This window comes from Phytopseudomonas dryadis (assembly GCF_004327355.1).
Classification (GTDB): domain Bacteria; phylum Pseudomonadota; class Gammaproteobacteria; order Pseudomonadales; family Pseudomonadaceae; genus Aquipseudomonas; species Aquipseudomonas dryadis.
Genome location: NZ_QJUM01000027.1, coordinates 69,374 through 91,472, shown reverse-complemented (window position 1 = coordinate 91,472; position 22,099 = coordinate 69,374). Strand labels below are relative to the sequence as shown.

Annotated in this window: 22 protein-coding genes; 14 read left to right on the top strand and 8 right to left on the bottom strand. The window is 64.7% G+C overall.

The genetic code is table 11. The annotated features are described in order from the left end of the window. Positions 1 to 596 precede the first annotated feature (596 nt). Both DNK34_RS20215 and DNK34_RS20210 read left to right on the top strand, forming a co-directional pair. On the top strand, positions 597 to 986 hold the full coding sequence (locus DNK34_RS20215) for an acyl-CoA thioesterase (protein ID WP_131177282.1): 390 nt from the start codon (positions 597 to 599) through the stop codon (positions 984 to 986). 90 nt (positions 987 to 1,076) lie between these two features. Further along, on the top strand, positions 1,077 to 1,520 hold the full coding sequence (locus DNK34_RS20210) for a c-type cytochrome (protein ID WP_131177283.1): 444 nt from the start codon (positions 1,077 to 1,079) through the stop codon (positions 1,518 to 1,520). A 43-nt stretch (positions 1,521 to 1,563) separates the two neighbouring features. Here DNK34_RS20210 and ligB read toward each other — a convergent pair whose 3' ends face one another. Continuing rightward, on the bottom strand, positions 1,564 to 3,231 hold the full coding sequence (gene ligB / locus DNK34_RS20205; RefSeq protein ID WP_131177284.1) for an NAD-dependent DNA ligase LigB: 1,668 nt from the start codon (positions 3,229 to 3,231) through the stop codon (positions 1,564 to 1,566). A gap of 322 nt (positions 3,232 to 3,553) precedes the next feature. Here ligB and DNK34_RS20200 point away from each other — a divergent pair, with 322 nt between their 5' ends. After that, entirely contained in the window at positions 3,554 to 3,880 is a 327-nt protein-coding gene (locus DNK34_RS20200) for a hypothetical protein (RefSeq protein ID WP_131177285.1), read from the top strand. 247 nt (positions 3,881 to 4,127) lie between these two features. On the opposite strand, the gene DNK34_RS25775 is transcribed toward DNK34_RS20200, so the two are convergent. The 5 genes from DNK34_RS25775 to DNK34_RS20175 all read right to left on the bottom strand — a co-directional run bounded on the left by DNK34_RS25775 (position 4,128) and on the right by DNK34_RS20175 (position 7,892). Beyond that, positions 4,128 to 4,325 (bottom strand): type II toxin-antitoxin system RelE/ParE family toxin, encoded by a 198-nt coding sequence (locus tag DNK34_RS25775; RefSeq protein ID WP_242675244.1) that lies wholly within the window; start codon positions 4,323 to 4,325, stop codon positions 4,128 to 4,130. Then, a complete protein-coding gene (locus tag DNK34_RS20190; RefSeq protein ID WP_131177286.1) occupies positions 4,322 to 4,576 on the bottom strand; it encodes an antitoxin in 255 nt (84 codons plus the stop codon). The genes DNK34_RS25775 and DNK34_RS20190 overlap by 4 nt, the downstream gene beginning before the upstream one ends. 139 nt (positions 4,577 to 4,715) lie before the next feature. Next, positions 4,716 to 5,906 (bottom strand): methionine adenosyltransferase, encoded by a 1,191-nt coding sequence (gene metK / locus DNK34_RS20185; protein ID WP_131177287.1) that lies wholly within the window; start codon positions 5,904 to 5,906, stop codon positions 4,716 to 4,718. Between the two features lie 12 nt (positions 5,907 to 5,918). Further along, the gene (locus tag DNK34_RS20180; RefSeq protein ID WP_131177288.1) at positions 5,919 to 6,941 is read right to left on the bottom strand and encodes an ArsR/SmtB family transcription factor; all 1,023 of its coding nucleotides are present in this window, start codon (positions 6,939 to 6,941) and stop codon (positions 5,919 to 5,921) included. Positions 6,942 to 7,010: 69 nt separating this feature from the next. Next, the gene (locus tag DNK34_RS20175) at positions 7,011 to 7,892 is read right to left on the bottom strand and encodes a LysR family transcriptional regulator (RefSeq protein ID WP_131177289.1); all 882 of its coding nucleotides are present in this window, start codon (positions 7,890 to 7,892) and stop codon (positions 7,011 to 7,013) included. A 108-nt stretch (positions 7,893 to 8,000) separates the two neighbouring features. On the opposite strand from DNK34_RS20175, the gene DNK34_RS20170 reads away from it, so the two are divergent. From DNK34_RS20170 to DNK34_RS20120, 11 genes are all read left to right on the top strand, one after another. Continuing rightward, positions 8,001 to 9,155 (top strand): TDT family transporter, encoded by a 1,155-nt coding sequence (locus tag DNK34_RS20170; RefSeq protein ID WP_131177290.1) that lies wholly within the window; start codon positions 8,001 to 8,003, stop codon positions 9,153 to 9,155. A 110-nt stretch (positions 9,156 to 9,265) separates the two neighbouring features. After that, positions 9,266 to 11,263, top strand: coding sequence for a transketolase (gene tkt / locus DNK34_RS20165; RefSeq protein WP_131177291.1), 1,998 nt, complete (start codon positions 9,266 to 9,268; stop codon positions 11,261 to 11,263). 108 nt (positions 11,264 to 11,371) lie between these two features. Beyond that, complete coding sequence (gene epd, locus DNK34_RS20160) at positions 11,372 to 12,439, top strand: erythrose-4-phosphate dehydrogenase (protein ID WP_131177292.1); 1,068 nt, start codon at positions 11,372 to 11,374, stop codon at positions 12,437 to 12,439. A gap of 4 nt (positions 12,440 to 12,443) precedes the next feature. Next, positions 12,444 to 13,628, top strand: a complete 1,185-nt coding sequence (locus DNK34_RS20155) for a phosphoglycerate kinase (protein ID WP_131177293.1) — start codon at positions 12,444 to 12,446, stop codon at positions 13,626 to 13,628. Positions 13,629 to 13,766: 138 nt separating this feature from the next. Then, positions 13,767 to 13,961, top strand: coding sequence for a hypothetical protein (locus DNK34_RS20150; RefSeq protein ID WP_131177294.1), 195 nt, complete (start codon positions 13,767 to 13,769; stop codon positions 13,959 to 13,961). Positions 13,962 to 14,002: 41 nt separating this feature from the next. Then, the gene (locus tag DNK34_RS20145) at positions 14,003 to 14,320 is read left to right on the top strand and encodes an MliC family protein (RefSeq protein ID WP_411269330.1); all 318 of its coding nucleotides are present in this window, start codon (positions 14,003 to 14,005) and stop codon (positions 14,318 to 14,320) included. A 163-nt stretch (positions 14,321 to 14,483) separates the two neighbouring features. Beyond that, the gene (fba, locus tag DNK34_RS20140) at positions 14,484 to 15,548 is read left to right on the top strand and encodes a class II fructose-bisphosphate aldolase (protein WP_131177295.1); all 1,065 of its coding nucleotides are present in this window, start codon (positions 14,484 to 14,486) and stop codon (positions 15,546 to 15,548) included. A 192-nt stretch (positions 15,549 to 15,740) separates the two neighbouring features. Then, positions 15,741 to 16,910 (top strand): class C beta-lactamase, encoded by a 1,170-nt coding sequence (ampC, locus tag DNK34_RS20135; RefSeq protein WP_207401626.1) that lies wholly within the window; start codon positions 15,741 to 15,743, stop codon positions 16,908 to 16,910. 269 nt (positions 16,911 to 17,179) lie between these two features. After that, entirely contained in the window at positions 17,180 to 17,626 is a 447-nt protein-coding gene (locus DNK34_RS20130; protein WP_131177296.1) for a hypothetical protein, read from the top strand. A 28-nt stretch (positions 17,627 to 17,654) separates the two neighbouring features. Further along, positions 17,655 to 18,740 (top strand): PQQ-dependent sugar dehydrogenase, encoded by a 1,086-nt coding sequence (locus tag DNK34_RS20125; RefSeq protein WP_242675243.1) that lies wholly within the window; start codon positions 17,655 to 17,657, stop codon positions 18,738 to 18,740. Between the two features lie 36 nt (positions 18,741 to 18,776). Continuing rightward, positions 18,777 to 19,283 (top strand): M48 metallopeptidase family protein, encoded by a 507-nt coding sequence (locus tag DNK34_RS20120; protein ID WP_131177298.1) that lies wholly within the window; start codon positions 18,777 to 18,779, stop codon positions 19,281 to 19,283. Positions 19,284 to 19,489: 206 nt separating this feature from the next. Here DNK34_RS20120 and gspD read toward each other — a convergent pair whose 3' ends face one another. Both gspD and DNK34_RS20105 read right to left on the bottom strand, forming a co-directional pair. Further along, positions 19,490 to 21,421 (bottom strand): type II secretion system secretin GspD, encoded by a 1,932-nt coding sequence (gene gspD, locus DNK34_RS20110; RefSeq protein ID WP_165497339.1) that lies wholly within the window; start codon positions 21,419 to 21,421, stop codon positions 19,490 to 19,492. 13 nt (positions 21,422 to 21,434) lie between these two features. Next, entirely contained in the window at positions 21,435 to 22,079 is a 645-nt protein-coding gene (locus tag DNK34_RS20105) for a type II secretion system protein N (RefSeq protein WP_131177300.1), read from the bottom strand. Positions 22,080 to 22,099: the final 20 nt, after the last annotated feature.

The window sequence follows — 22,099 nt, the reverse complement described above, 5'->3', positions numbered from 1 at the left end:
TCCGGCTTCGGGATACTCCACGTAGTGGTAATGAGGCGGGGGGCCACTCTACAGGCGAGGTCACGCAAGGTGCCTCCAGGAGCGAACGGCCTCCCCGGTAACTGCTTCCGTCATGGTTGTTGACAGACAAGCTCAACATACAAGGAGCGTCGACCTCGGCGCGATGCGAGGGCAGCCATGCTGCAAAATCGCGCTATGGCCACGATTCGCCGCGAGGTCGCGGCTGCTACAGGCCCAGGGTCTGTTGACGTTTCAGCGCGAGCCGCGTTGCCGCGAGAAATCTCGCCAGGCTAGGCGGAGGACGCCGGGAATGGCGTTCCCTTGCCAAGTCCTCCAACAACGCATGGCGAGATTTTCCGCGCAACCCGCAGGGCCGGGCCCGTTTTGTCGCGATGCTGCGTTTCTCGCCGGCTCATTTAGCCCGCTAAACTTCGCGGCTCATGCCTTGCCTCGCGGCAAAACGGGCTCCGGCGCGGCCGTGCGTGAAACGTCAACAGACCCTAGGACTATGGTCGTGATTGGTTTTTTTGCCGGGACAGAACCTGTCCCGGCCTGCAATCATGGCCACCCGGCAACGGACGACAAAGGAGCAGAGGATGAATTTCCATACCCGCAAATGGGTCAAGCCCGAAGACCTCAACCCCAATGGCACCCTGTTCGGCGGCAGCCTGCTGAAGTGGATCGACGAGGAGGCGGCCATCTACGCCATCATCCAGCTCGGTAGCCAGCGCGTGGTGACCAAGCTGATTTCGGAAATCAACTTCGTCAGTTCGGCGCGCCAGAGCGACATCATCGAACTGGGCATCACCGCCACCGAGTTCGGCCGCACCTCGCTGACCCTGCGTTGCGAAGTGCGCAACAAGATCACCCGCAAGAGTATCCTGACCGTCGACCGGCTGGTATTCGTCAACCTGGGTGAGGACGGCCATCCGGCGCCCCACGGCAAGACCGAAATCACCTATATCCGCGACCAGTTCAAGGAGTGAGCCCGACGGGCTCGACGACAGCGCGCACTTGGCCGTAGCCGATCGAGTGGTGATACTGGCGGTTTGTGCCGACACCTGAGCAGATCCCCCATGCGTTCGATCCACCTCGCCCTGCTTGCCTGCCTGCTGCTCAGCGCCTGCGGTGGCGTCGACCCCGATTCGCCCGAGGGCCTGCGGCAAAGCCTGTTCAAGCAGATGCTCAAGACCAGCGAGGAGCTGGGCGGCATGCTCCGCGGGCGCATCCGCTATGACGAGCGCCGCTTCGCCGAGGGCGCCCGCCATCTGGACGAGCTGGCGTCACAGCCCTGGCAGCATTTCCCGCAGGTCGACGCCGACCAGCGCAGTACGGCCAGGCCCGAGGTGTGGCAGCAGCAGGCGCATTTCCAGCAATTGGCCGACGAACTGGAAAGCGCCACCGCGGCGCTGCTGCGGGTGGCCACGCAGGCGGACGTGGCGCGCGGCGATCTGCAGGCGCCGCTGCAACGGGTCGAAAGCGCCTGCAAGACCTGTCACGAATCCTTTCGCGCCTATTGAGAGCCTGTTCAAAGGCTGCGGCGTTAAAAACAGGCTCTGAGTTTCAGAAACCGTCGATGCCGGCCTGGCGCAGGCGTTCGCCCAGGGCCAGTACCTCCTCATGGGCGAAGAAGGCCTGCAGTTGTGCGGCGCGACCCGGGCCTATGCCGGGCTGGCGCTGCCAGTGGGCCGCGCTGCGTTGCGTCAGCTGCGCCCAGTTCCGCGCCACCAGCGCGTCGCTGCCACCCGGTGGCCCCAGTGCGCGCAGCCAGTCGGCGAAAGGCCGTTGCCGGGCCAGGGCGAAACTCTGGCTCAGTTGTGCGGCGCGGCGCGGGCCAAGCCCCGCCACCGTGCGCAACTGCTCTTCCGAGAGCTCCAGCCAGTCGAGCAGGCCGTCGACGGCCTGGGCCTGCAGCAACCTGTCCCAGCTACCCGCCCCGACGCCGGGCAGGGCCAGGCCCTGCTTGCCGCTGAGCCAGGTCAGGCGGGCGTGGAACTGACTGGAGCAGGACGCCGTGGCGCGCCAGCAGCTCAGCGCGTGATAGTCGTCATGGTGCGGCGCGGCGAGGTCCGGGCGCGGCACGCTGTGTAGCACGACTCCGTCGAGGCGCGGGATGGATTGTCCGGCGAGGCGGATGGCGACCTGATCGCCGGGACGGATATCCAGCTGCTGCCAGCGTGCGAGCGAGCCGGCACTGACCGCGCGGATGGCGCGGTCATCGAGCCTGACTGGCTGCAGGCGCAACACCGGGGTGATGCGGCCACTGCGGCCGATGCTGAAATCGACCGCCTCGACCACCGCCAGCGCCTGGCTCGCCGGGTACTTCCAGGCCGCTGCCCAGCGTGGAGGTTCGGCCCGCCAGCGGCTGCCCGGCGGGCGCTTGCCCTGGCGCAGCACCACGCCATCGCTGGCGAACGGCAGCGGGCTGCGGTACCAGTGCTCGCGCCACGTGCGGGCCTCGGCGAGGCTGGCGACCGGCTGGCTGTAGCGGCCGCTGTCGGCGAAGCCCAGTCGGACCAGGCGGGTCAGGCGCTGCTGCATATCCGCCGGGCCGTCGGGCCAGTCCCAGACGAACAGGCCGATGCCCGCTGCCTCGGCCTCGCCGAGGGTGTGTCGGGCCATGAGCCCGGCGATGGTGCTGCGCGCCGCAACGCCACCTCGCTGCGCCTGGACGTGCCGGCTCAGGCGCCAGTACAGCTCGCCCTGCAGGGTGATGGTGCTGCTGTCCGCAAGCTGCTTGGGTATGCTGGCGATGCGTTGCGCGTGCGCCGTCCAGTCTTGGCCGCTGCGGCCATCGCCGCGACTGATCAGGCTCTGCAGGCGGCCGGCGCGGTACACCAGGGTGACCGCCACGCCATCGACCTTGGGCTGAATCCACAGGTTGTCGCGTGGCGCGATCCAGTCTTCCACGGCGCGTTCATCGGCCAGTTTGCGCAGGCCGGTCTGCGCGATGGGGTGTGGCAACGGGCCGCCGGCGCCCGCCAGCGGGTCGGCCAGGGCCGGCGCGTCGGCGCAGCGCTGCCATTGCTCCAGGCGGGCGCGCGCCTGGTCGTACAGCTCGTCGCTGACCAGTGAGCGGCCCTGGCGGTGATAGGCATCGTCCCAGAGGGCGATCCGTTCGGCGAGGGCGTCGAGCTGCTGGTTGTGCTGCGGCGTTTGTTCGGGGCAGTCAGCGGCATGGGCGGTGAGGGACAGCAGGCCGCAAACGGACGTGGCGATCCAGCGTTTCATGGGCGGAGCTTCCTTGCTCGGACGATGATTGGCTCAGGCTAGCCGTTGATCCTGAGGGGGGCAAATAGCGCGCCCAGGAGATTCATCAGGCGCTTGAAAAACTACCTCGGCCTTGGCGCCCTGCGTCGCTCTACCGCCTGCATCCAGGCAGTCGTCGTCAACGTTTTTCAACGGCCTGTCGGGATTGGGCACTGGCTGGCATTTTCGGGGTTTGTCGTGTCCCGGGGGCGGTGATAAAGTTTCCGCCATTCCCGCACATCAAACGGATTTGCCCGGCGGCGGGACTCGATGTGCCGGGCCTCATGCTCAGGGGTCTACAGTCATGCGTCCTTCCATTCTGTTGTGTGCCGCCGCTCTGGCCTTCGGCAGCGTATACGCGCAAGCCGACGATGCTCAGGTCAAGTGCCAGCAAAAACTCTCCGCCAACGCCGACAAGCTGGCCCAGGCCAAGCAACTGACTCAACTGCTCGGCAATCAGGCCGTCGACGACACCCTGGCGCAGGTCGAGGGCGGCTGCGATCAGTTGGGCGGCAACACCACTGCGTCCGCGCAGGATACCCAGCAGCAGGTGCAGGCCGGTTCGACCGCCGAGAACATCACCGCTGCCACCGAAACCCTGAAGGGCCTGGGTTCGCTGTTCGGCAAGTGAGCGGCCTGCCGTTTAGCGACACGAGAAAGCCCCGTGGAGGTGACCCCACGGGGCTTTTTTCGTTGTCTATACCCCATGCATGTATTGCCTTCATCGGCCGAACCGTGGAGTTGGCTGCACAGTCGTGATGATGGTTACTTCAGCCTTTCCTTGAGCCGGCCCATAAGATCCATCCGCTCATGCAGGATGGCCAGAATAAGCGCCGGACGACCGGTTTGTGGCAGGCAGAAGAGGTAATGTCGTCCGCTCAGCCGCATCCGCAGGCCAGGGTACAGATCATCAGGTGTTTGAATGCGCCTTGTCCGCGTGCCAGCTCGCTGGCGGCCTCTTCTATCTGCGCGATATAGGCCCGGCACTGCGTTTCGCCCCACTGCCCGATGGTGTATCGGACGATGTCGCGCAGGTCGGCGGCAGCGCCCTGGGTGAGGACATAGGGGCGTGTCATACCGCCTGATCCTGACGCAATACTTCTTCCGCGATGTTAGTGACGCTGTCTTCCACCACCTCGCCGCGCCGGGCTTCGGCAATGCGTTCGGCGAGCAGGTCTTTCAGCTCTTGCAGCGCTTGTTGCTCCCCGGCAGAGGCTGGAAACAGGCGTTCGAGGGCATATTGTTTGATGGTCTTGCCTTCCAGCGCGGCCATGGCCTTGAGCGTCTGGTGCTGCTGTTCGGATACATCGATGGTCAGGCGGCTCATTGGGATGCTCCACAGTTGGATGGCTGAGTGCGCAGAATCCCATGAATGTGGGTTTGTAATAAAGTGTGGTTTTATGGGGGCCGATTGCCGGTAACAAAGAGCCCCGCACAGGGCGGGGCTCTTGGTATTACACCAGGGCTTACAAGCCGGCAGCGGTGCGCAGGTCGGCGGCCCGGTCGGTGCGTTCCCAGGTAAAGGCGGTGAAGGTGTCGCCTTCCACGGTCATTTCCACCGGGGTACGGCCGAAGTGGCCATAGGCCGCGGTCGGCTGATACATCGGGTGCAGCAGGTCGAGCATCCGGGTGATCGCGTAGGGACGCAGGTCGAAGTGCTCGCGTACCAGCTTGATGATCTTCTCGTCGCTGATCCGCCCGCTGCCGAAGGTGTTGATCGAGATGGACGTCGGCTGGGCCACGCCGATGGCGTAGGAGACCTGGATCTCGCAGCGCTCGGCCAGGCCCGCGGCAACGATGTTCTTGGCCACGTAGCGGCCGGCGTAGGCCGCGCTGCGGTCGACCTTGGAAGGGTCCTTGCCGGAGAAGGCGCCGCCGCCATGGCGGGCCATGCCGCCGTAGGAGTCGACGATGATCTTGCGTCCGGTCAGGCCGCAATCGCCCACCGGGCCGCCGATGACGAAATTGCCGGTGGGGTTGATGTGGAACTGGGTGTCCTTGTGCAGCAGCTCGGCCGGGATCGCGTGCTTGACGATCAGCTCCATCACGCCTTCGCGCAGGTCCTTGTAGCTGACTTCCGGGTTGTGCTGGGTGGACAGCACGATGGCGTCGACACCGACCACCTTGCCGCCTTCGTAGCGGCAGGTCACCTGGCTCTTGGCATCCGGCCGCAGCCACGGCAGCAGGCCGGACTTGCGCGCCTCGGCCTGGCGCTCGACCAGGGCGTGGGAGAAACGGATCGGCGCCGGCATCAGCACGTCGGTTTCGTTGCTGGCGTAGCCGAACATCAGGCCCTGGTCACCGGCGCCCTGGTCTTCCGGCCTGGCCCGGTCGACGCCCTGGTTGATGTCCGGGGACTGCTTGCCGATGATGTTGATGATGCCGCAGGTGTTGCCGTCGAAGCCGACGTCCGAGCTGGTGTAGCCGATGTCGCAGATGACCTTGCGCACCAGTTCCTCCAGGTCGACCCAGGCACTGGTGGTGACTTCGCCGGCGACGATGGCCACGCCGGTCTTGACCAGGGTTTCGCAGGCCACGCGGGCGTGCTTGTCCTTGGCGATGATGGCGTCGAGCACGGCATCGGAAATCTGGTCGGCGATCTTGTCCGGATGACCTTCGGACACGGACTCGGAGGTAAACAGGGAGTATTCGCTCATCTATCGGTTGTCCTATTTCATACCGGTGGGTGAGGGCCCGCGGGCCGCTGGTAGGGGAGTGGCAATGCGCTGGAAGTGCCGCACCTGGATCTGGAAGCCGTTGCGCAGGCCGACGTACAGGCTTTCGCCCGGGGTCAGGCCGGCGGCCACGCCCCAGTGGGCCAGGTCGTCCTGTTCGAAGCCTAGCCAGAGATCGCCGCAGGTGTCGCGGGCCCAGCTCTGGTCATGGCTGCACAGTTCGGTGATCAGCAGGCTGCCGCCCGGGTTGAGCTGTGCGGCGAGTTTGCGCAGGGCCTGCGCCGGGGCGGCGAAATGGTGCAGGACCATGTTCAGTATCACGCAGTCGGCGCGTGGGTAGTCGTCGAGCAGGGCGTCGGCCAGCAGCAGGCGTACGTTGTCCAGGCCTTCCCGCTCGCAGCGCGTGCGCGCCAGTTCGAGCATGGCCGGGCTGTTGTCCAGCGCCGTGACCTGCTCGAAGCGGCGCGCCAGCTCGGGCAGAAAACCGCCGTCGCCGGGGCCGATCTCCAGGGCGCTGGCGCGGCTGCCCAGGTCCAGCGAGTCGAGCAGCGTCAGCACGCTGTCGCGGTATTGCGGCAGGCCGGCGATCAGGTCCTGCTGGGCCTGAAAGCGTTCGGCGCTGCGGGCGAAGAAGTCGCGGCTGGCGGCGGCGCGCTGCTGGTGAACCTGGGCGATGCGTTCGCGCACGGCGCCTGGCAGGCCAAGGCCGTCGACTTCCTGGAGCAGGGCACCGTGCAGGGCGCCGCCGAGGGTATCGGCATGGGCCAGGGCGCGGCGGTAGAAAACCGCATTGCCTTCGCGGCGCGTCGCCACCAGGCCGGCCTGGGCCAGCACTTTCAGGTGGTGGCTCATGCCCGACTGGCCGATGGCGAAGATCTGCGCCAGTTCCAGCACGCCGAAGGAGTCGTTGCTCAAGGCGCGCAGCACGTTCAGGCGCAGCGGATCGCCCGCGGCCTTGCACAGGGCGGTGAGAACCTCGGTGGGCTCGAAGTCGAGCTGGGGCGCGCGCAGGGTCATAAGGCGCGCAGTCTAGTCGGTCATTTTTCATCCAGCAAGGCCAATATCAAAAAGTTTTGATATTGGCTGTCAGAGTGCCTGCGCCACCAGTTCGACAAAGGCGGCGGGGGCCGGGCTGAGGCTGCCGTCGTGGCGCCAGAGCATGTACAGATCGCGCTCGATGCGCAGGTCGCCTACGTCCAGGCGTACCAGTTGCCCGGCGTTCAACTCGGTTTCGACTACGCGCTGCGACAGCCAGGCGATGCCGGAGCCGTTGGCGATCAGGCGCTTGAGCGCTTCGGTGCTGCCGATGGTCATGCGCGCACGGGGTTCCAGGCCCAGTATCTGGTAGGCCTGCTCGATGCTGGCACGGGCGCCGGAGCCCTGTTCGCGCAGGTACAGGTCGTGGCGTTGCAGGTCGTGTACGCTCAGTCCGGTGAGCGCCGCCAGCGGATGAGCGGGACCGGCGACCGGCAGCAGGGCGTCGCGGGCGAGCAGGCGGTGGGCATAGTCGCCGCGCTCGAACTCGCCTTCGACGAAGCCCAGGCTGATGCGCCCGTCGTCCAGTTGGCGGGTCACCTCCAGGGTGTTGCTGACCTCCAGGCTGACCACGATCCGCGGGTGCAGGCCGCGGAACCGATCGAGCAGCGCCGGTAGCAGGTAGGCGCCCAGGGTGGCGCTGGCGCCCAGCGCCAGTTCGCCCAGGTGCAGGCTGGCAAAGCCGCGCAGATCGCGCTCGGCCGCCTGCTCCAGGGCAAAGATGCGCCGCGCGTACTGCAGCAGCCGTGCGCCGCTCTCGGTCAGCGCCACGCCGCGCGGGTGCCGGTCGAACAGCGGCAGGCCGATGCTGGCTTCCAGGTCACGGATCTCCCGGGTCACCGCCGGCTGGCTGATATGCAGGCGTTCGGCGCCGGCGCTGATGCTGCCAGCCTCGGCGACGCCGAGGAAGATTTTCAGGTGGTGCAGGTTCATTGCAGCCTTGCCATGCATGCAGGATATGTATCGCATGCTGAATATGTATTTTTAATATGGCAAGCCGTTGCTTAGGCTGCGCCCATGTCTTTTCATGGAAGCCGACCCATGCCGCGCCCCTTCACCCGCCTGCCCGAACCCCGGGCGTTCATCCGTCACTTCACGCCCAGCTGGTTCAGCGTGCCGATGGGCACCGGGGTGCTGGCGCTGGTGGTGGCGCACCTGCCGTACGCTTTCCCCGGGCAATGGCGGCTGGGCGAAGGCTTGTGGCTGCTCGCCGTGGCCCTTTTCGGGCTCTTCGGATTGATGTTCCTGGCTCGCCTGCTGGGCTTTCGCGATTCCATCGAGCCGATGCTGCGGCATCCCGTGCAGTCGATGTTCCTCGGCGCCATCCCCATGAGCCTGGCCATACTGATCAATGGCCTGCTGCTGTTCGGCGCGCCACGCTGGGGCAGCGCCGTGTATGGCCTGGCCCATGGCTTGTGGTGGCTGGATGCCGGGCTGGCGCTGTTGGTGGCGATGGGGGTGCCCTATCTGATGTTCACCCGCCAGAGCCATGCCCTGGAAAAGCTCACGGCGGTCTGGCTGCTGCCCATCGTTGCCCCGGAAGTGGCGGCCGGTAGCGCCGGTTCGCTGGCCATTCACCTGCCGGCGGAGGCGGCGCAGCCGGTGCTGGTGGTGGGGTTCCTGCTGTGGGGCATGTCCCTGAGCCTGGCGTTTTCCCTGATCACCCTGGTGCTGTTGCGCCTGGCGCTGCACAAATTGCCGGATACCGATTTCGCCGCCACCAGCTGGTTGCCGCTCGGCCCGCTGGCCACCGGCTGCCTGGGCCTGCTGAGCATGGGCCGCGACGCGCCGGCGGCATTCGCCGGCAGCAGCCTGCAGGGCGCCGCCGAGCTGGCGCGCGATGTCGGCCTGATCGGCGGGCTGGCGCTCTGGGGCGCCGGGCTCTGGTGGCTGGTGATCGCCACCTTGTTCACCCGTCATTACCTGCGCGGCAACATGGCGTTCAATCTCGGCTGGTGGGGATTCATCTTCCCCCTCGGGGTGTTCACCCTGGCCACCTTCGAGCTGGCCCAACTGACCGGTCTGGGGCTGTTCACGGTCATTGGCCTGGGGCTGGCCGCGCAGTTGCTGGTGGTCTGGCTGCTGGTGGCGCGGCGCACGCTGTTGGGGGTATGGCACGGCGAGTTGTTCCGTGCGCCCTGTCTGCTGGGGCCGGATTCTCCTGCCAGCGGGGTTTTCTCAGGGAAAACCGCCTGAATCGCTCGGCTAACGACCATCTGTCATTGCCCCCGCGGGGCTCGCTGGGCGAAAATGATCGCCTTTTTCGACCCTGCTGCCTATGGCAGCCACCCGCAGGAGATTCAGCGATGCCCAGCCGTCGTGAGCGTGCCAATGCCATCCGTGCCCTGAGCATGGATGCCGTGCAGAAAGCCAACAGCGGCCATCCCGGTGCCCCCATGGGCATGGCGGACATCGCTGAAGTGCTGTGGCGCGACTACCTCAAGCACAACCCGGCCAACCCCAGGTTTGCCGACCGCGACCGCTTCGTGCTGTCCAACGGTCACGGCTCGATGCTGATCTATTCGCTGCTGCACCTGACCGGCTACGACCTGTCCATCGATGACCTGAAGAATTTCCGCCAGTTGCACAGCAAGACCCCGGGCCACCCGGAGTACGGCTACGCGCCGGGCGTGGAGACCACCACCGGTCCGCTCGGCCAGGGCATCGCCAACGCCGTGGGCTTCGCCCTGGCGGAAAAAATCATGGCGGCGCAGTTCAACCGCGACGGTCACAACATCGTCGATCACTACACCTACGCTTTCCTGGGCGACGGCTGCATGATGGAAGGCATCAGCCACGAAGTCTGCTCGCTGGCCGGCACCCTGGGCCTGGGCAAGCTGATTGCTTTCTATGACGACAACGGCATCTCCATCGATGGCGAAGTGCACGGCTGGTTCACCGACGATACTCCGGCACGCTTCGAAGCCTACGGCTGGCAGGTGATCCGCAACGTCGACGGCCACGATGCCGACGAAATCAAGATGGCCATCGATACCGCGCGCAAGAGCGAGCAGCCGACCCTGATCTGTTGCAAGACCATCATCGGTTTCGGTTCGCCGAACAAGCAGGGCAAGGAAGAGTCCCATGGCGCCGCCCTGGGCCAGGACGAAATCGCCCTGACCCGCGCCGCGCTGAACTGGAACCATGGGCCGTTCGAGATCCCGGCCGAGATCTACGCCGAATGGGACGCCAAGGAAGCCGGCCTGGCCGCCGAGGCCGAGTGGGACCAGCGTTTCGCCGCCTATTCCGCCGCCTACCCGGAGCTGGCCAACGAGTTCATCCGCCGCATGGCCGGCGAGCTGCCGGCCGATTTCTCCGCCAGGGCCAGCGAGTTCATCCGCGCCGTGGCCGACAAGGGCGAAACCATCGCCAGCCGCAAGGCCAGCCAGAACTGCCTGAATGCCTTCGGCCCGCTGCTGCCGGAACTGCTCGGCGGCTCCGCCGACCTGGCCGGTTCCAACCTGACCCTGTGGAAGGGCTGCAAGCCGGTGGTGGCCGAGGATGCCTCGGGCAACTACATGTACTACGGCGTGCGCGAGTTCGGCATGAGTGCCATCATGAACGGCATCGCCCTGCACGGCGGTCTGATCCCCTACGGCGCCACCTTCCTGATGTTCATGGAGTACGCCCGCAACGCGGTGCGCATGTCGGCGCTGATGAAGCTGCGCGTGCTCTACGTGTTCACCCACGACTCCATCGGCCTCGGCGAGGACGGCCCGACCCACCAGCCGGTCGAGCAGCTGACCAGCCTGCGCACCACGCCGAACCTGGACACCTGGCGGCCGGCCGATACCGTCGAAGCGGCGGTGGCCTGGAAGTATGCGGTGGAGCGCAAGGACGGCCCGAGCGCGCTGATCTTCTCGCGCCAGAACCTGCCGCATAACCTGCGCGATCACGAAACCGAGGGCGCCATCGCTCGTGGCGGCTACGTGCTCAAGGACTGCGACGGCGAGCCGGAACTGATCCTGATCGCCACCGGTTCGGAAGTCGGCCTGGCCATCCAGGCCGCCGACCAGCTGACCGCTCAGGGCCGCAAGGTGCGTGTGGTGTCGATGCCGTCGACCAACGTCTTCGACCAGCAGGACGCCGGTTACAAGCAGGCGGTGCTGCCGCTGCAGGTCACCGCGCGGATCGCCATCGAAGCCGCCCATGCCGACTTCTGGTACAAGTACGTGGGTCTCGAAGGCCGCGTCATCGGCATGGAGACCTATGGGGAGTCGGCCCCGGCCGGCGAGCTGTTCGAGCACTTCGGTTTCACCGTCGACAACGTCGTCGGCACCGCCGAAGAACTGCTGGACAACTGAAAGACGCTGGAGGCTAAAGGCTGGAAGCTGAACGAGAGGCGCCGAGTCGCTTTTTCGTCCAGCTTCCAGCCTTTGGCTTTCGAGCGACTTGCCGACAGACGAGCCAGAATGCGCCAGAACCTGCCCTATCGCGTCGCCCTGAACGGCTACGGCCGTATCGGTCGTTGCGTGCTGCGTGCCCTGCACGAGCGCGTCGGCGAGGCGCGCCTGGAGATCGTCGCGCTCAACGACCTGGCCGATCAGGCCAGCATCGAGTACCTGACCCGCTTCGACTCGACCCATGGGCGCTTTCCCGGTGAGGTGAAGGTGGCCGGCGATTGCCTGTACGTCAATGGCGAGTGCGTGCGCGTGCTGCGCCAGCGCGAGCCGGAAGGCATCGACTGGGCGGCCCTGGACATCGACCTGCTGCTCGAATGCTCCGGCCAGTACACCACCCGGGCCCAGGCCGGGCGCTTTCTGCGGGCCGGCGTGCCACGGCTGTTGCTGTCGCAGCCGATGGCCAGCGAGAGCGATGTCGACGCCACCGTGGTCTACGGCGTCAACCAGCATTGCCTGAGCGGCGCCGAGCGGCTGGTGTCGAACGCGTCCTGCACCACCAACTGCGGGGTGCCGTTGCTCAAGCTGCTCAACGAGGCGATCGGCCTGGAGTACGTCTCCATCACCACCATTCACTCGGCGATGAACGATCAGCCGGTGATCGACGCCTATCACGACGAAGACCTGCGCCGTACGCGTTCGGCCTTCCAGTCGGTGATTCCGGTCTCCACCGGCCTGGCCAAGGGCATCGAACGCCTGCTCCCGGAACTTGCCGGACGAATTCAGGCCAAAGCCATTCGGGTGCCGACGGTCAACGTGTCCTGCCTGGATATCACCTTGCAGACCGCCCGCGACACCAGTGCCGGGGAGGTCAACCGGATCTTGCGCCAGGCCTCCGAACAGGGGCCGCTGCAAGGTCTGCTGGCGTACACCGAGTTGCCGCACGCCAGCTGCGACTTCAATCATGATCCCCATTCGGCGATCGTCGACGGCAGTCAGACGCGGGTGTCCGGGCCACGCCTGGTCAACCTGCTGGCCTGGTTCGACAACGAATGGGGGTTCGCCAACCGCATGCTCGACATGGCCGTGCATTTTCTCGATGCCGCCGTTCCCCTTTCACCAGCCCCCATCAAGGACTGACTCAATGACTGCAGCTTCCGTAAACATCGCGAAAATGGCCGACCTCGACCTGCAAGGCAAACGCGTGCTGATTCGCGAAGACCTCAACGTGCCGGTCAAGGACGGTGTGGTGAAAAGCGATGCGCGCATCCTCGCCGCGCTGCCGACCATCAAGCTGGCGCTGCAGAAGGGCGCTGCGGTGATGGTCTGCTCGCACCTGGGCCGTCCCAGCGAAGGCGAATTCAGCGAAGAGAACAGCCTGGCGCCGGTGGCCGACTACCTGAGCAAGGCCCTCGGCCGCGACGTACCGCTGATCAAGGATTACCTGAAAGGCGTCGAGCTGAAAGCGGGTGACCTGGTGCTGTTCGAAAACGTACGCTTCAACAAGGGCGAGAAGAAGAACGCCGACGAGCTGGCCCAGCAATACGCCGCCCTCTGCGACGTGTTCGTCATGGACGCCTTCGGCACCGCCCACCGCGCCGAGGGCTCGACCCACGGCGTGGCCAGGTTCGCCAGGGTCGCCGCCGCCGGTCCGCTGCTGGCCGCCGAGCTGGATGCGCTGGGCAAGGCCCTGGGCGCACCGGCCAAGCCGATGGCGGCGATCGTCGCAGGCTCCAAGGTGTCGACCAAGCTGGATGTACTCAACAGCCTGAGCAGCATCTGCGATCAACTGATCGTCGGTGGCGGCATCGCCAACACCTTCCTCGCCGCTGCCGGTTACCCGGTGGGCAAGTCGCTCTACGAAGCCGACCTGGTCGACACCGCCAAGGCCATCGCCGCCAAGGTCAGCGTGCCGCTGCCGGTGGATGTGGTGGTGGCCAAGGAGTTCTCCGAAGCGGCCACGGCCACGGTCAAGGCAGTGGCCGACGTGGGCGAGGACGACATGATCCTCGACATCGGCCCGCAGACCGCGGCGCAGTTCGCCGAGCTGCTCAAGGCCTCGAAGACCATCCTGTGGAACGGCCCGGTCGGCGTATTCGAGTTCGATCAGTTCGGCGAGGGCACCAAGGCCCTGGCCCTGGCCATCGCCGAGAGCCCGGCGTTCTCCATCGCCGGTGGTGGCGATACCCTGGCGGCCATCGACAAGTACGGCGTGGCCGAGCGCATTTCCTATATTTCCACCGGCGGCGGCGCCTTCCTCGAGTTCGTCGAAGGCAAGGTGTTGCCGGCAGTCGAGGTGCTGCAACAGCGTACAGCCAAAGCCCAGTAAGGCAGAACGGCTAACAGGCCGTTGAAAAACGTAGGCGACGCAGCGGCAATGCAGGTAGTTTTTCAACAGCCTGCTAAACCTTGGCCGCCGCAGGCGGTCACTACCCTTGTACGGAAATCAGCCAGCAAGGAGTGACCGATGCGTGATGTGGCCGTTGTGTTGACTTTATGTGCCGCCCTGGGTGGTTGTGCCGGTGGCGGTTCAGCCCGCGAGCGGGCCTGCGAAGTGTTCAGCCCCGCGGAGATCGATCTGCCGACCACGCGCGAAGAGCAGCGTATCGACGGGCAGAGCAGTGGCGACCCGACCCCGATGGACGGCGAGCGCAACTGCTGATCGCCGCAGGACGTACAAGGAAGATGGCGATGATGAACAGAATCAGGATGGGCGCGGCGCTTGCCGTGCTGGGCATGTTCGCCGGTTGCGCCGGAGATTACGCCGAAACCCAGGGCTGGACGCGCTGGGTCTGCGACAGCCAGGCCGAAGTGTCGTGGCGTTTCGCCGACAGCGCGCACGAGCAGGTGGATGTGCGTCTGGGCGGCAGCGACAGCGTCCACCGGCTGAGCCTGGAACCCTCGGGTTCGGGCACTTTATACAGCGATGGGCGTCTGTCCTTTCATGCCAAGGGCGAGGAAGGACTGATTTACCGTACGGCCAACGACGATCTGATCGGACGTGGCTGCAAGGCGCCCTGAAGGCAGTGACAAGCTGCAAGCCACAAGCTGCAAGTGGGGGTGGATACTTCGGCTCTTTCTTGCGGCTTGAAGCTTGTAGCTTAGCGCTGTAGCAATACTTGAATAGCGCCTGCCGCTGCGGCAGGCTGCACGATTAACGAGCTCTACCGGGAGACAGGAAACCATGGCACTTATCAGCATGCGCCAGATGCTCGACCACGCCGCCGAATTCGGCTACGGCGTGCCGGCCTTCAACGTCAACAACTTGGAGCAGATGCGCGCCATCATGGAAGCGGCCGACAAGACCGATTCCCCGGTCATCGTCCAGGCCTCCGCTGGTGCTCGCAAGTACGCCGGTGCGCCGTTCCTGCGCCACCTGATCCTCGCCGCCATCGAGGAGTTCCCGCATATCCCGGTGTGCATGCACCAGGATCACGGTACCAGCCCGGATATCTGCCAGCGCTCGATCCAGCTGGGTTTCAGCTCGGTGATGATGGACGGCTCGCTGAAGGAAGACGGCAAGACCCCGTCCGACTACGACTACAACGTCCGCGTGACCCAGCAGACCGTCTCGTTCGCCCATGCCTGCGGCGTGTCCGTGGAAGGCGAGCTGGGTTGCCTGGGCAGCCTGGAAACCGGCCAGGCCGGTGAGGAAGACGGTGTCGGCGCCGAAGGCACCCTGGATCACAGCCAGTTGCTGACCGACCCGGAGGAAGCCGCCGACTTCGTCAAGAAGACCCAGGTCGATGCCCTGGCCATCGCCATCGGCACCAGCCACGGCGCCTACAAGTTCACCAAGCCGCCAACCGGTGACGTGCTGTCGATCGAGCGCATCAAGGCGATTCACAAGCGCATCCCTAATACCCACCTGGTGATGCACGGTTCCAGCTCGGTGCCCCAGGACTGGCTGGCGATCATCAACGAGTACGGTGGCGACATCAAGGAAACCTACGGCGTGCCGGTCGAGGAAATCGTCGAAGGCATCAAGCACGGCGTGCGCAAGGTCAATATCGACACCGACCTGCGTCTGGCCTCCACCGGTGCCATCCGCCGCTTCCTGGCCGAGCACCCGAGCGAGTTCGACCCGCGCAAGTACTTCGCCCATACCATCACCGCCATGCGCGATATCTGTATCGCCCGCTACGAAGCTTTCGGCACCGCCGGCAACGCCTCGAAGATCAAGCCGATCTCCCTGGAAGGCATGTTCCAGCGTTACGCCAAGGGTGAGCTGGCCGCCAAGGTCAACTGATCGCCCCTCGCGGCTTCGCGGGTAGCGAAAAGCCGCTTGTCCGGTAACGGGCGAGCGGCTTTTTTGTAGGCGGCCACTCCGCTGGCCCACAGGCGACGTCAAAAATGGCTCCCGGCCATTCTTTGTGGTCTGCTATTGCCGAACCCAGGAGCAACAAGGCGTATTCCATCCACGACACGAGCGAGCTGTTCGATGACGAGCCTGAAGACGACTACCCTGCGATCACTGGGCCTGGCTGTGGCCATGCTCTGTTCGAGCACCGCTGCCTTGGCCAGCGAAGCGGCTGCTCCCGTCGCTTTGCGCGCCGTGGTGGATGGGGTGGTACAGCCGCTCATGGCGGCGAACGCCATCCCCGGAATGGCGGTGGCGGTCAGCGTCGACGGCGAGACCCATGTCTTCAACTACGGCGTCGCCTCGCAGGAAGACGGCTGGCCCGTGGACGAGCGGACGCTGTTCGAGATCGGCTCGGTCAGCAAGGTCTTCACCGGAACGCTCGGCGCCTGGATCGCGGCAAGGGGCGAGCTTTCGCTTGCCGATCCGGCGGAGCGGCACCTTCCGGCGCTTTCCGGTACGCCGCTCGGGCGGATCAGCCTGCTCGACCTCGCGACCTACACCGCCGGCGGCCTGCCGCTGCAGTTCCCGGACGCGGTGCGCGGTGAGGAGGCGATGCTGGCGTTCTTCCGGGATTGGCACCCGAGCTATCCGCCGGGCAGCCGGCGCCTCTACTCGAACCCGAGCATCGGCTTGTTCGGCTATCTCGCGGCGCGCGGCGCGGGGGCCGACTTCGAGGCGCTGATGACAACGGCGTTGCTGCCCAAGCTCGGCCTTTCGAACACCTTCCTGCACGTGCCGGAGCATGAGGCGCAGCGCTACGCCTACGGCACCTCCGAGGGCGAGCGCCGCATCCGCGTCTCGCCCGGCGCGCTGGATGCGCAAGGCTACGGCCTCAAGACCACGGCCGCCGACCTGATCCGCTTCGTCCAGCTCGCCATGGACCCGTCGCCACTGGATGGCCCGCTGAGCGAGGCCTTCGCTGCGACGCAGACCGGCTACTACCGCTTCGGGCCAGCGATGCAGGGCCTCGGCTGGGAAATCTACGATCAGCCGGCGTCGCTCGATGTGCTGCTTGCCGGCAACGCGCCCGCGCTGGCGCTCGAGCCGCAACCGGTTACCAGGATCGATCCGCCACAGCGGCCACGGCCGGATCGGTTCGTCAACAAGACGGGCTCGACCAGGGGATTCGGCGCCTATGCCGCCTTTCTGCCCGAACAGCGGATCGGCATCGTGCTGCTCGCCAACCGGAACTACCCGAATGCGGAACGCATCAAGGCCGCCTGGGCGATCCTCACCTCGCTTCGATAGTCCGATGTGCCGGCATCCCTCCCGGTGTACGAGGGCGGCGGAAGCGTTCATTCAGGGTGGGCAGGGTGGCCTTGCTTGCGTAGGAGCCGCGCCCCCGCGGCGATTGTGGGGCGTAGGATGGCCGCCTCTTTAAGAGCGGCCTCCGTCCCTCGTTGACCGCTATTTTCCATGGAGCCGTGGCGCGGCGTAAAACCATGTAAAACACCTGCGCCAATCCGGCTCACGGTCTGGGCCATACTGCCGCCACGTGTTTCAGGATGGCGGTGCTCATGTCCCACAACGCTCTTCCCTGGCGGCCGTTCTGTACGGCAGTGCTCGTGGCGACCCTGCTCGGTAGCATCGTCCAGACCCAGTTCAACCTCGCCGCTATCCAGCAGATCGGCGCGCCGATTCCGCTGGATGTGCGTCTGCATACCACGCTGCAGGACCTGTTCGGTTTCACGCCGACGCTCGCCGCGCTGGTCATCGCCGCCTTCATCGTCGCCTTGCCCCTGGCGGCCTGGCTCGATCGGCTGTGGGGCGCGGCGCGCTGGTTGCTGTTCGCCGTGGCGGGCGGCCTGGCCATCTGGGCCGCGCTGAGCGTGGCCAATGCCGTGGCGCCCATGCCCACGCTGATCGGCGCCAATCGCAGCCTGGCCGGTACCCTGGCGCTGATGGCCAGTGGCAGTGCCGGAGCCCTGCTGTTCGCCCGGCTCAGCGCGCCTGCCAGGTCATGATGTTTCCCCTGTCGTTAAGGATGTCGTGTTGAAATCTGTCTGGCTGGTCATCGGTTTTTGCCTGAGCGCCCTGGCCCATGCCGATTACCGTATCGAGACCGTTACCGACGGTCTGGAGTACCCCTGGTCGCTGGCGTTCCTGCCGGATGGACGCATGCTGGTCACCGAGCGGGTCGGCCGTCTGCGCCTGATCGACGCCCAGGGTACGCTTCAGCCCGAGCCGGTCGGCGGCCTGCCAACGCCCTTCGTCGCCACCCAGGCGGGGCTGATGGAGGTGGCTCTGGACCCCGGGTTCGCCAGTGATCCGTGGATCTACCTGAGTTATGCCCACGGCAGCGAGCAGGCCAACAACACGCGCCTGGCCCGCGCCAGGCTGGTCGATGGCCAGTTGCGCGATCTGCAGGTGCTGTTCACCGCCCAGCCGGCCAAGGCCGGCGCTTCGCACTACGGTGGACGGATCGCCTTTCTGCCGGACGACACCCTGGTGCTGACGCTGGGCGATGGTTTCGACCTGCGCGAGCAGGCCCAGAACCCGGCCAATCACATCGGCAAGATCGTGCGCCTGAACCGCGACGGCAGCGTGCCGCACGACAATCCCCTGCGCGACCAGGCCGGTGCGGCGCCGGAGATCTACAGCATGGGCCACCGCAACGTCCAGGGCATCGTCTACGACCGGCAGCGTCAGCGGTTGTACAGCCACGAGCACGGCCCCCGCGGCGGCGACGAACTGAACCTGATCGAGGCGGGCGGCAACTACGGCTGGCCGCTGGCATCCCATGGCGTCGACTACACCGGCGCGATGATCACCCCGTACACGGAGCTGCCGGGCTATCTGTCGCCGCAGCTGCACTGGACGCCATCGGTCGCGCCATCCGGCCTGACGCTCTATACCGGCACGGGTTTCCCGTCCTGGCATGGCGACCTGTTCGTCTCCACCCTGGCCGAGCAGAGCGTGCGCCGCATCCGCCTGCTCAAGGGCAAGCTGGCCGGCGAGGATGTGTTGTTCGAGGAGCTTGGCGAGCGTATCCGCGGCGTCTTCGATGGCCCGGATGGCGCCCTCTACCTGCTCACCGACAGTGCCGAGGGACGCCTCTTGCGGGTGGTGCCGCTGTAGGCATAATGGCCGGCCCGCCCATCGCCGCGACTCGTCATGACGCCACTGAAATACCTCCAGGGTTATCCCGCCGCGTTGCAGGAGCAGGTGCGCCAGCTGATCGCCGGCGAGCGCCTGGGCGATTACCTGGCTCAGCGCTACACCGAGCGGCACGGCGTGCAGAGCGACAAGGCCCTGTACGCCTACGTCATGGCGCTCAAGCAGGAGCACCTGAAGAACGCGCCGGGCATCGACAAGGTGCTGTTCGACAACCGCCTCGACCTGACCCACCGGGCGCTGGGCCTGCACACCGCGATTTCACGGGTTCAGGGCGGCAGGCTCAAGGCCAAGAAGGAAATCCGCGTCGCCGCCCTGTTCAAGGACGCCGCGCCGCAGTTCCTGCAGATGATCGTGGTGCACGAGCTGGCCCATCTCAAGGAAAGCGACCACAACAAGGCGTTCTACAAACTTTGCGAATACATGCTGCCGGACTACCAGCAACTGGAGTTCGATCTGCGCCTGTACCTGACCTGGCGCGATCTGCAATCGGGCAAGGGAGCCTAATATTCAGTACGCTGCGATGATCGCGTGATGCTGCACCCGGCCGGCGATCCGCAGTTCGCTCTCGTCGCCCGGATGGCGGCCCAGCAGGCGCTGGCCGTCGCCGTGGAATTGTACTTGCCCATCTAATTTGGGTGACCAGAGCGATACGGCCTTTACTCGTGATTTGTGTCTAGGCGTGTTCTTTAGGCACTGTAGGGACTGCGTCATCATTGTTGAGGAAGCGGTGGGCTGGTCGTCTCGAGCGGAATCGTCTGTAGCTCTTTGCGCTGTGCGCTTATCTTCTCGGGCAGAGCAGGAACCCCTTGCGATATTTCACCGTTCGCATAGCGCAGTTGACGATCACGGATGAAGTTGTATTTGCCTTCCGTCAACTGGTCAGCCAGGTGGAAGTCATTGATGATGGTGGGCTTGATGAACACCATGAGGTTCTTCTTGTTGACCTCCTTGCGCTCACTTCGGAACAAACGACCTATGACGGGTACTTTGCCAAGAAAGGGAACCTTGTCTCCCGAGTCACGCATTTCGTCCGAGATCAGCCCGCCGAGCACCAGGGTCATGTTGTCCTGTACCAGCACGCGGGTCTCGATGGACCGCTTGTTGGTGACGATGTCGGCCGCGCTGGTATCGTTTGTGACACTGGAGATTTCCTGATAGATGTTCAGGGTCACCGAATCGCCTTCGTTGATCTGCGGTTTGATCTTCAGCGTGATACCCACGTCCTGACGCTCGATGGTCTGGAATGGGTTGGTCGAGGGGTTGGACGCGCTGGTTGAACTGCCGGTGACAAAGGGCACGTTCTGGCCGACCACTATTTTGCCTTCCTCGTTGTCGAGGGTGACCAGGTTGGGAGTGGAAAGGATGTTCATCGAGTCATCGGTGGACAGTGCCTTGATCAGCGCACGTAGCGAGTTATTGCGATAGAAGCCCATGCTGAAGCCAGCATCCAGGTTGACTGTGGGGCTGCCGGGAAAGGTGTCGATGCTATTGCCTCTTGCTGATGAGGTGAAGCCACCGTAGAACCCGTCGCCGCCGATGGAGCCGTCGGACGTTCTCCATTGCACACCGATGTCGTTGACCTTGTTGTCCGACACTTCGACGATCACCGCTTCGACCAGAACCTGAGCGCGACGTATATCCAGGCGTGCGACAACGTCTTCGACTGTCTTCATGATCGCTGGTGGTGCACTGATCACCAGGGCGTTAGTCGTGTCGTTCGCCTGGATCGAGATTTCGGCTCCTGAAATGCCGACGTCTTTGTCCTGCTTTTGCAGGCTGGAGGCAACGTTCTGAAGAATCTGTGCTACGTCCGAGGCCTTGAGGTAATGCAGGTAAAGAACCTGGGTGTCTCTGACGATGTTGCCTGGCTTATCCAGGTTACTGAGCACGTCTCGCAGCTGCTGACGTTTGCTTGGGTCGCCGGAGATCAGCACGCTGTTGGTGCGTTCGTCCACCGAGACATTCATCTTGCTGCTACCTTCTCCGCCAGCCTGGGGTACCAGATTGCCGATGATGGCGGACAACTCCTTGGCGCTGGCAAATTTCAGAGGGATGACGTCGATCTCGAACTGCCCGGCGCGATCAATTTCCGAAATCAGCTTCATCAGTTGGTTGATGTTGGAGGCGCGGTCGGAGATGACCATGGCGTTGCTGTCTGGATAGGCGGCCAGGTGGCCGACCTGTGGAACCATGGGCCGTAGAATGTTGACGAGTTGGGTTGCTGGCACATGCTGAGTGCGGATGACCCTGACCACCTGCTGGTCGTCGTTGAGTTGGTCATCATTCACTAGCGGCACGCCCGTCTGTTTCGCATTTGCGTCAGGGATCACCTTGATCGCACTGTCCGATTCGATCGCGGAGAAACCGTGCACTTGCAGCACGGAGAGGAATACGCGATATGCCTCCTCGGGTTTCATCGCTTCGTTGGAAATAACCGTGACCTTGCCTGTAACCCGCGGGTCGATGATGAAATTCTTCCCGGTAGCCTTGGCAATCCATTCAATAAATGAGCGGATATTGGTGTCCTGCATGTTGATCTGCACTTCGCTGCTCGGCTGCTTCGCCGGATCTTCAGCTGCGGCGGGAAGGGGGAGCATTGCGAGGAGGCAAAGCAGTAAGGGTACGAAACGTTGGCCGGACACTACGAATACTCGACTACTTGTTCTGCGCGATCTTGCGCTGGATGTATTGCTGATACGGGGTTGGTACGTTGTTTGGCTCCATTGCCGGCTGTTCGGCATTGGGCATGGTCGGTGTGGGGGGGGCCATGCTTTGCGCAATCGGCGGCAGGCTTTCCAGGTTGACGTCAGCGGGCGAGTCACCGTAGCCGCGGAAGCTGACCTGTTCGAGTTGTCCATTGCGCTTGAGGGTAATCCGGTGGCTTTCCACCTTTTGCAGGGTGATCCCGGGGCGGACTTCCTCACCTGGCTTCAGGCTGAGCGTTTTGTCTCCGTCTTCCAGGATGACGTGGCTCTGGGCGGCGCTGGAATTGAAGAATATCGCCGAGACCTGCAGGTTTAGATTGCTTTCCGGCAGTACGGCGAGTTCAGGCTGGGCTGCCTCTTTATCACGGGAGGTGCCGAACAGTGTGAGCAGCTCTGCTGAGAGGGGCTTTGGGGAGGCAGCCTGCGGTTGATCCAGGGGGATATTCGCGTCGGCAGGCAGTTGCAGCGTTTGCCTCAAGGCAATGCTTTTGAAAGCAAGCAGGGCGGCCAGGCAACCCATCACGAGGGGCATGGACGTCCACCTAAAAAGGCTTGATTCCATCAGCCTGTTCAGTTTGATGAGTAGCGAGGCCATGAGCGCTTCCTTGTGATGGC

Coding starts and splice junctions, on each gene's coding strand:
- DNK34_RS20200 (WP_131177285.1), top strand. CDS start 3,554: ATGCGTCCTTCCATTCTGTTGTGTGCCGCCGCTCTGGCCTTCGGCAGC.
- DNK34_RS20155 (WP_131177293.1), top strand. CDS start 12,444: ATGACTGCAGCTTCCGTAAACATCGCGAAAATGGCCGACCTCGACCTG.
- DNK34_RS20170 (WP_131177290.1), top strand. CDS start 8,001: ATGCCGCGCCCCTTCACCCGCCTGCCCGAACCCCGGGCGTTCATCCGT.
- tkt (WP_131177291.1), top strand. CDS start 9,266: ATGCCCAGCCGTCGTGAGCGTGCCAATGCCATCCGTGCCCTGAGCATG.
- DNK34_RS20130 (WP_131177296.1), top strand. CDS start 17,180: ATGTCCCACAACGCTCTTCCCTGGCGGCCGTTCTGTACGGCAGTGCTC.
- DNK34_RS20180 (WP_131177288.1), bottom strand. CDS start 6,941: ATGACCCTGCGCGCGCCCCAGCTCGACTTCGAGCCCACCGAGGTTCTC.
- DNK34_RS20190 (WP_131177286.1), bottom strand. CDS start 4,576: ATGAGCCGCCTGACCATCGATGTATCCGAACAGCAGCACCAGACGCTC.
- DNK34_RS20120 (WP_131177298.1), top strand. CDS start 18,777: ATGACGCCACTGAAATACCTCCAGGGTTATCCCGCCGCGTTGCAGGAG.
- DNK34_RS25775 (WP_242675244.1), bottom strand. CDS start 4,325: ATGACACGCCCCTATGTCCTCACCCAGGGCGCTGCCGCCGACCTGCGC.
- ligB (WP_131177284.1), bottom strand. CDS start 3,231: ATGAAACGCTGGATCGCCACGTCCGTTTGCGGCCTGCTGTCCCTCACC.
- DNK34_RS20175 (WP_131177289.1), bottom strand. CDS start 7,892: ATGAACCTGCACCACCTGAAAATCTTCCTCGGCGTCGCCGAGGCTGGC.
- DNK34_RS20210 (WP_131177283.1), top strand. CDS start 1,077: ATGCGTTCGATCCACCTCGCCCTGCTTGCCTGCCTGCTGCTCAGCGCC.
- ampC (WP_207401626.1), top strand. CDS start 15,741: ATGACGAGCCTGAAGACGACTACCCTGCGATCACTGGGCCTGGCTGTG.
- metK (WP_131177287.1), bottom strand. CDS start 5,906: ATGAGCGAATACTCCCTGTTTACCTCCGAGTCCGTGTCCGAAGGTCAT.
- DNK34_RS20215 (WP_131177282.1), top strand. CDS start 597: ATGAATTTCCATACCCGCAAATGGGTCAAGCCCGAAGACCTCAACCCC.
- fba (WP_131177295.1), top strand. CDS start 14,484: ATGGCACTTATCAGCATGCGCCAGATGCTCGACCACGCCGCCGAATTC.
- DNK34_RS20105 (WP_131177300.1), bottom strand. CDS start 22,079: ATGGCCTCGCTACTCATCAAACTGAACAGGCTGATGGAATCAAGCCTT.
- epd (WP_131177292.1), top strand. CDS start 11,372: ATGCGCCAGAACCTGCCCTATCGCGTCGCCCTGAACGGCTACGGCCGT.
- DNK34_RS20150 (WP_131177294.1), top strand. CDS start 13,767: ATGCGTGATGTGGCCGTTGTGTTGACTTTATGTGCCGCCCTGGGTGGT.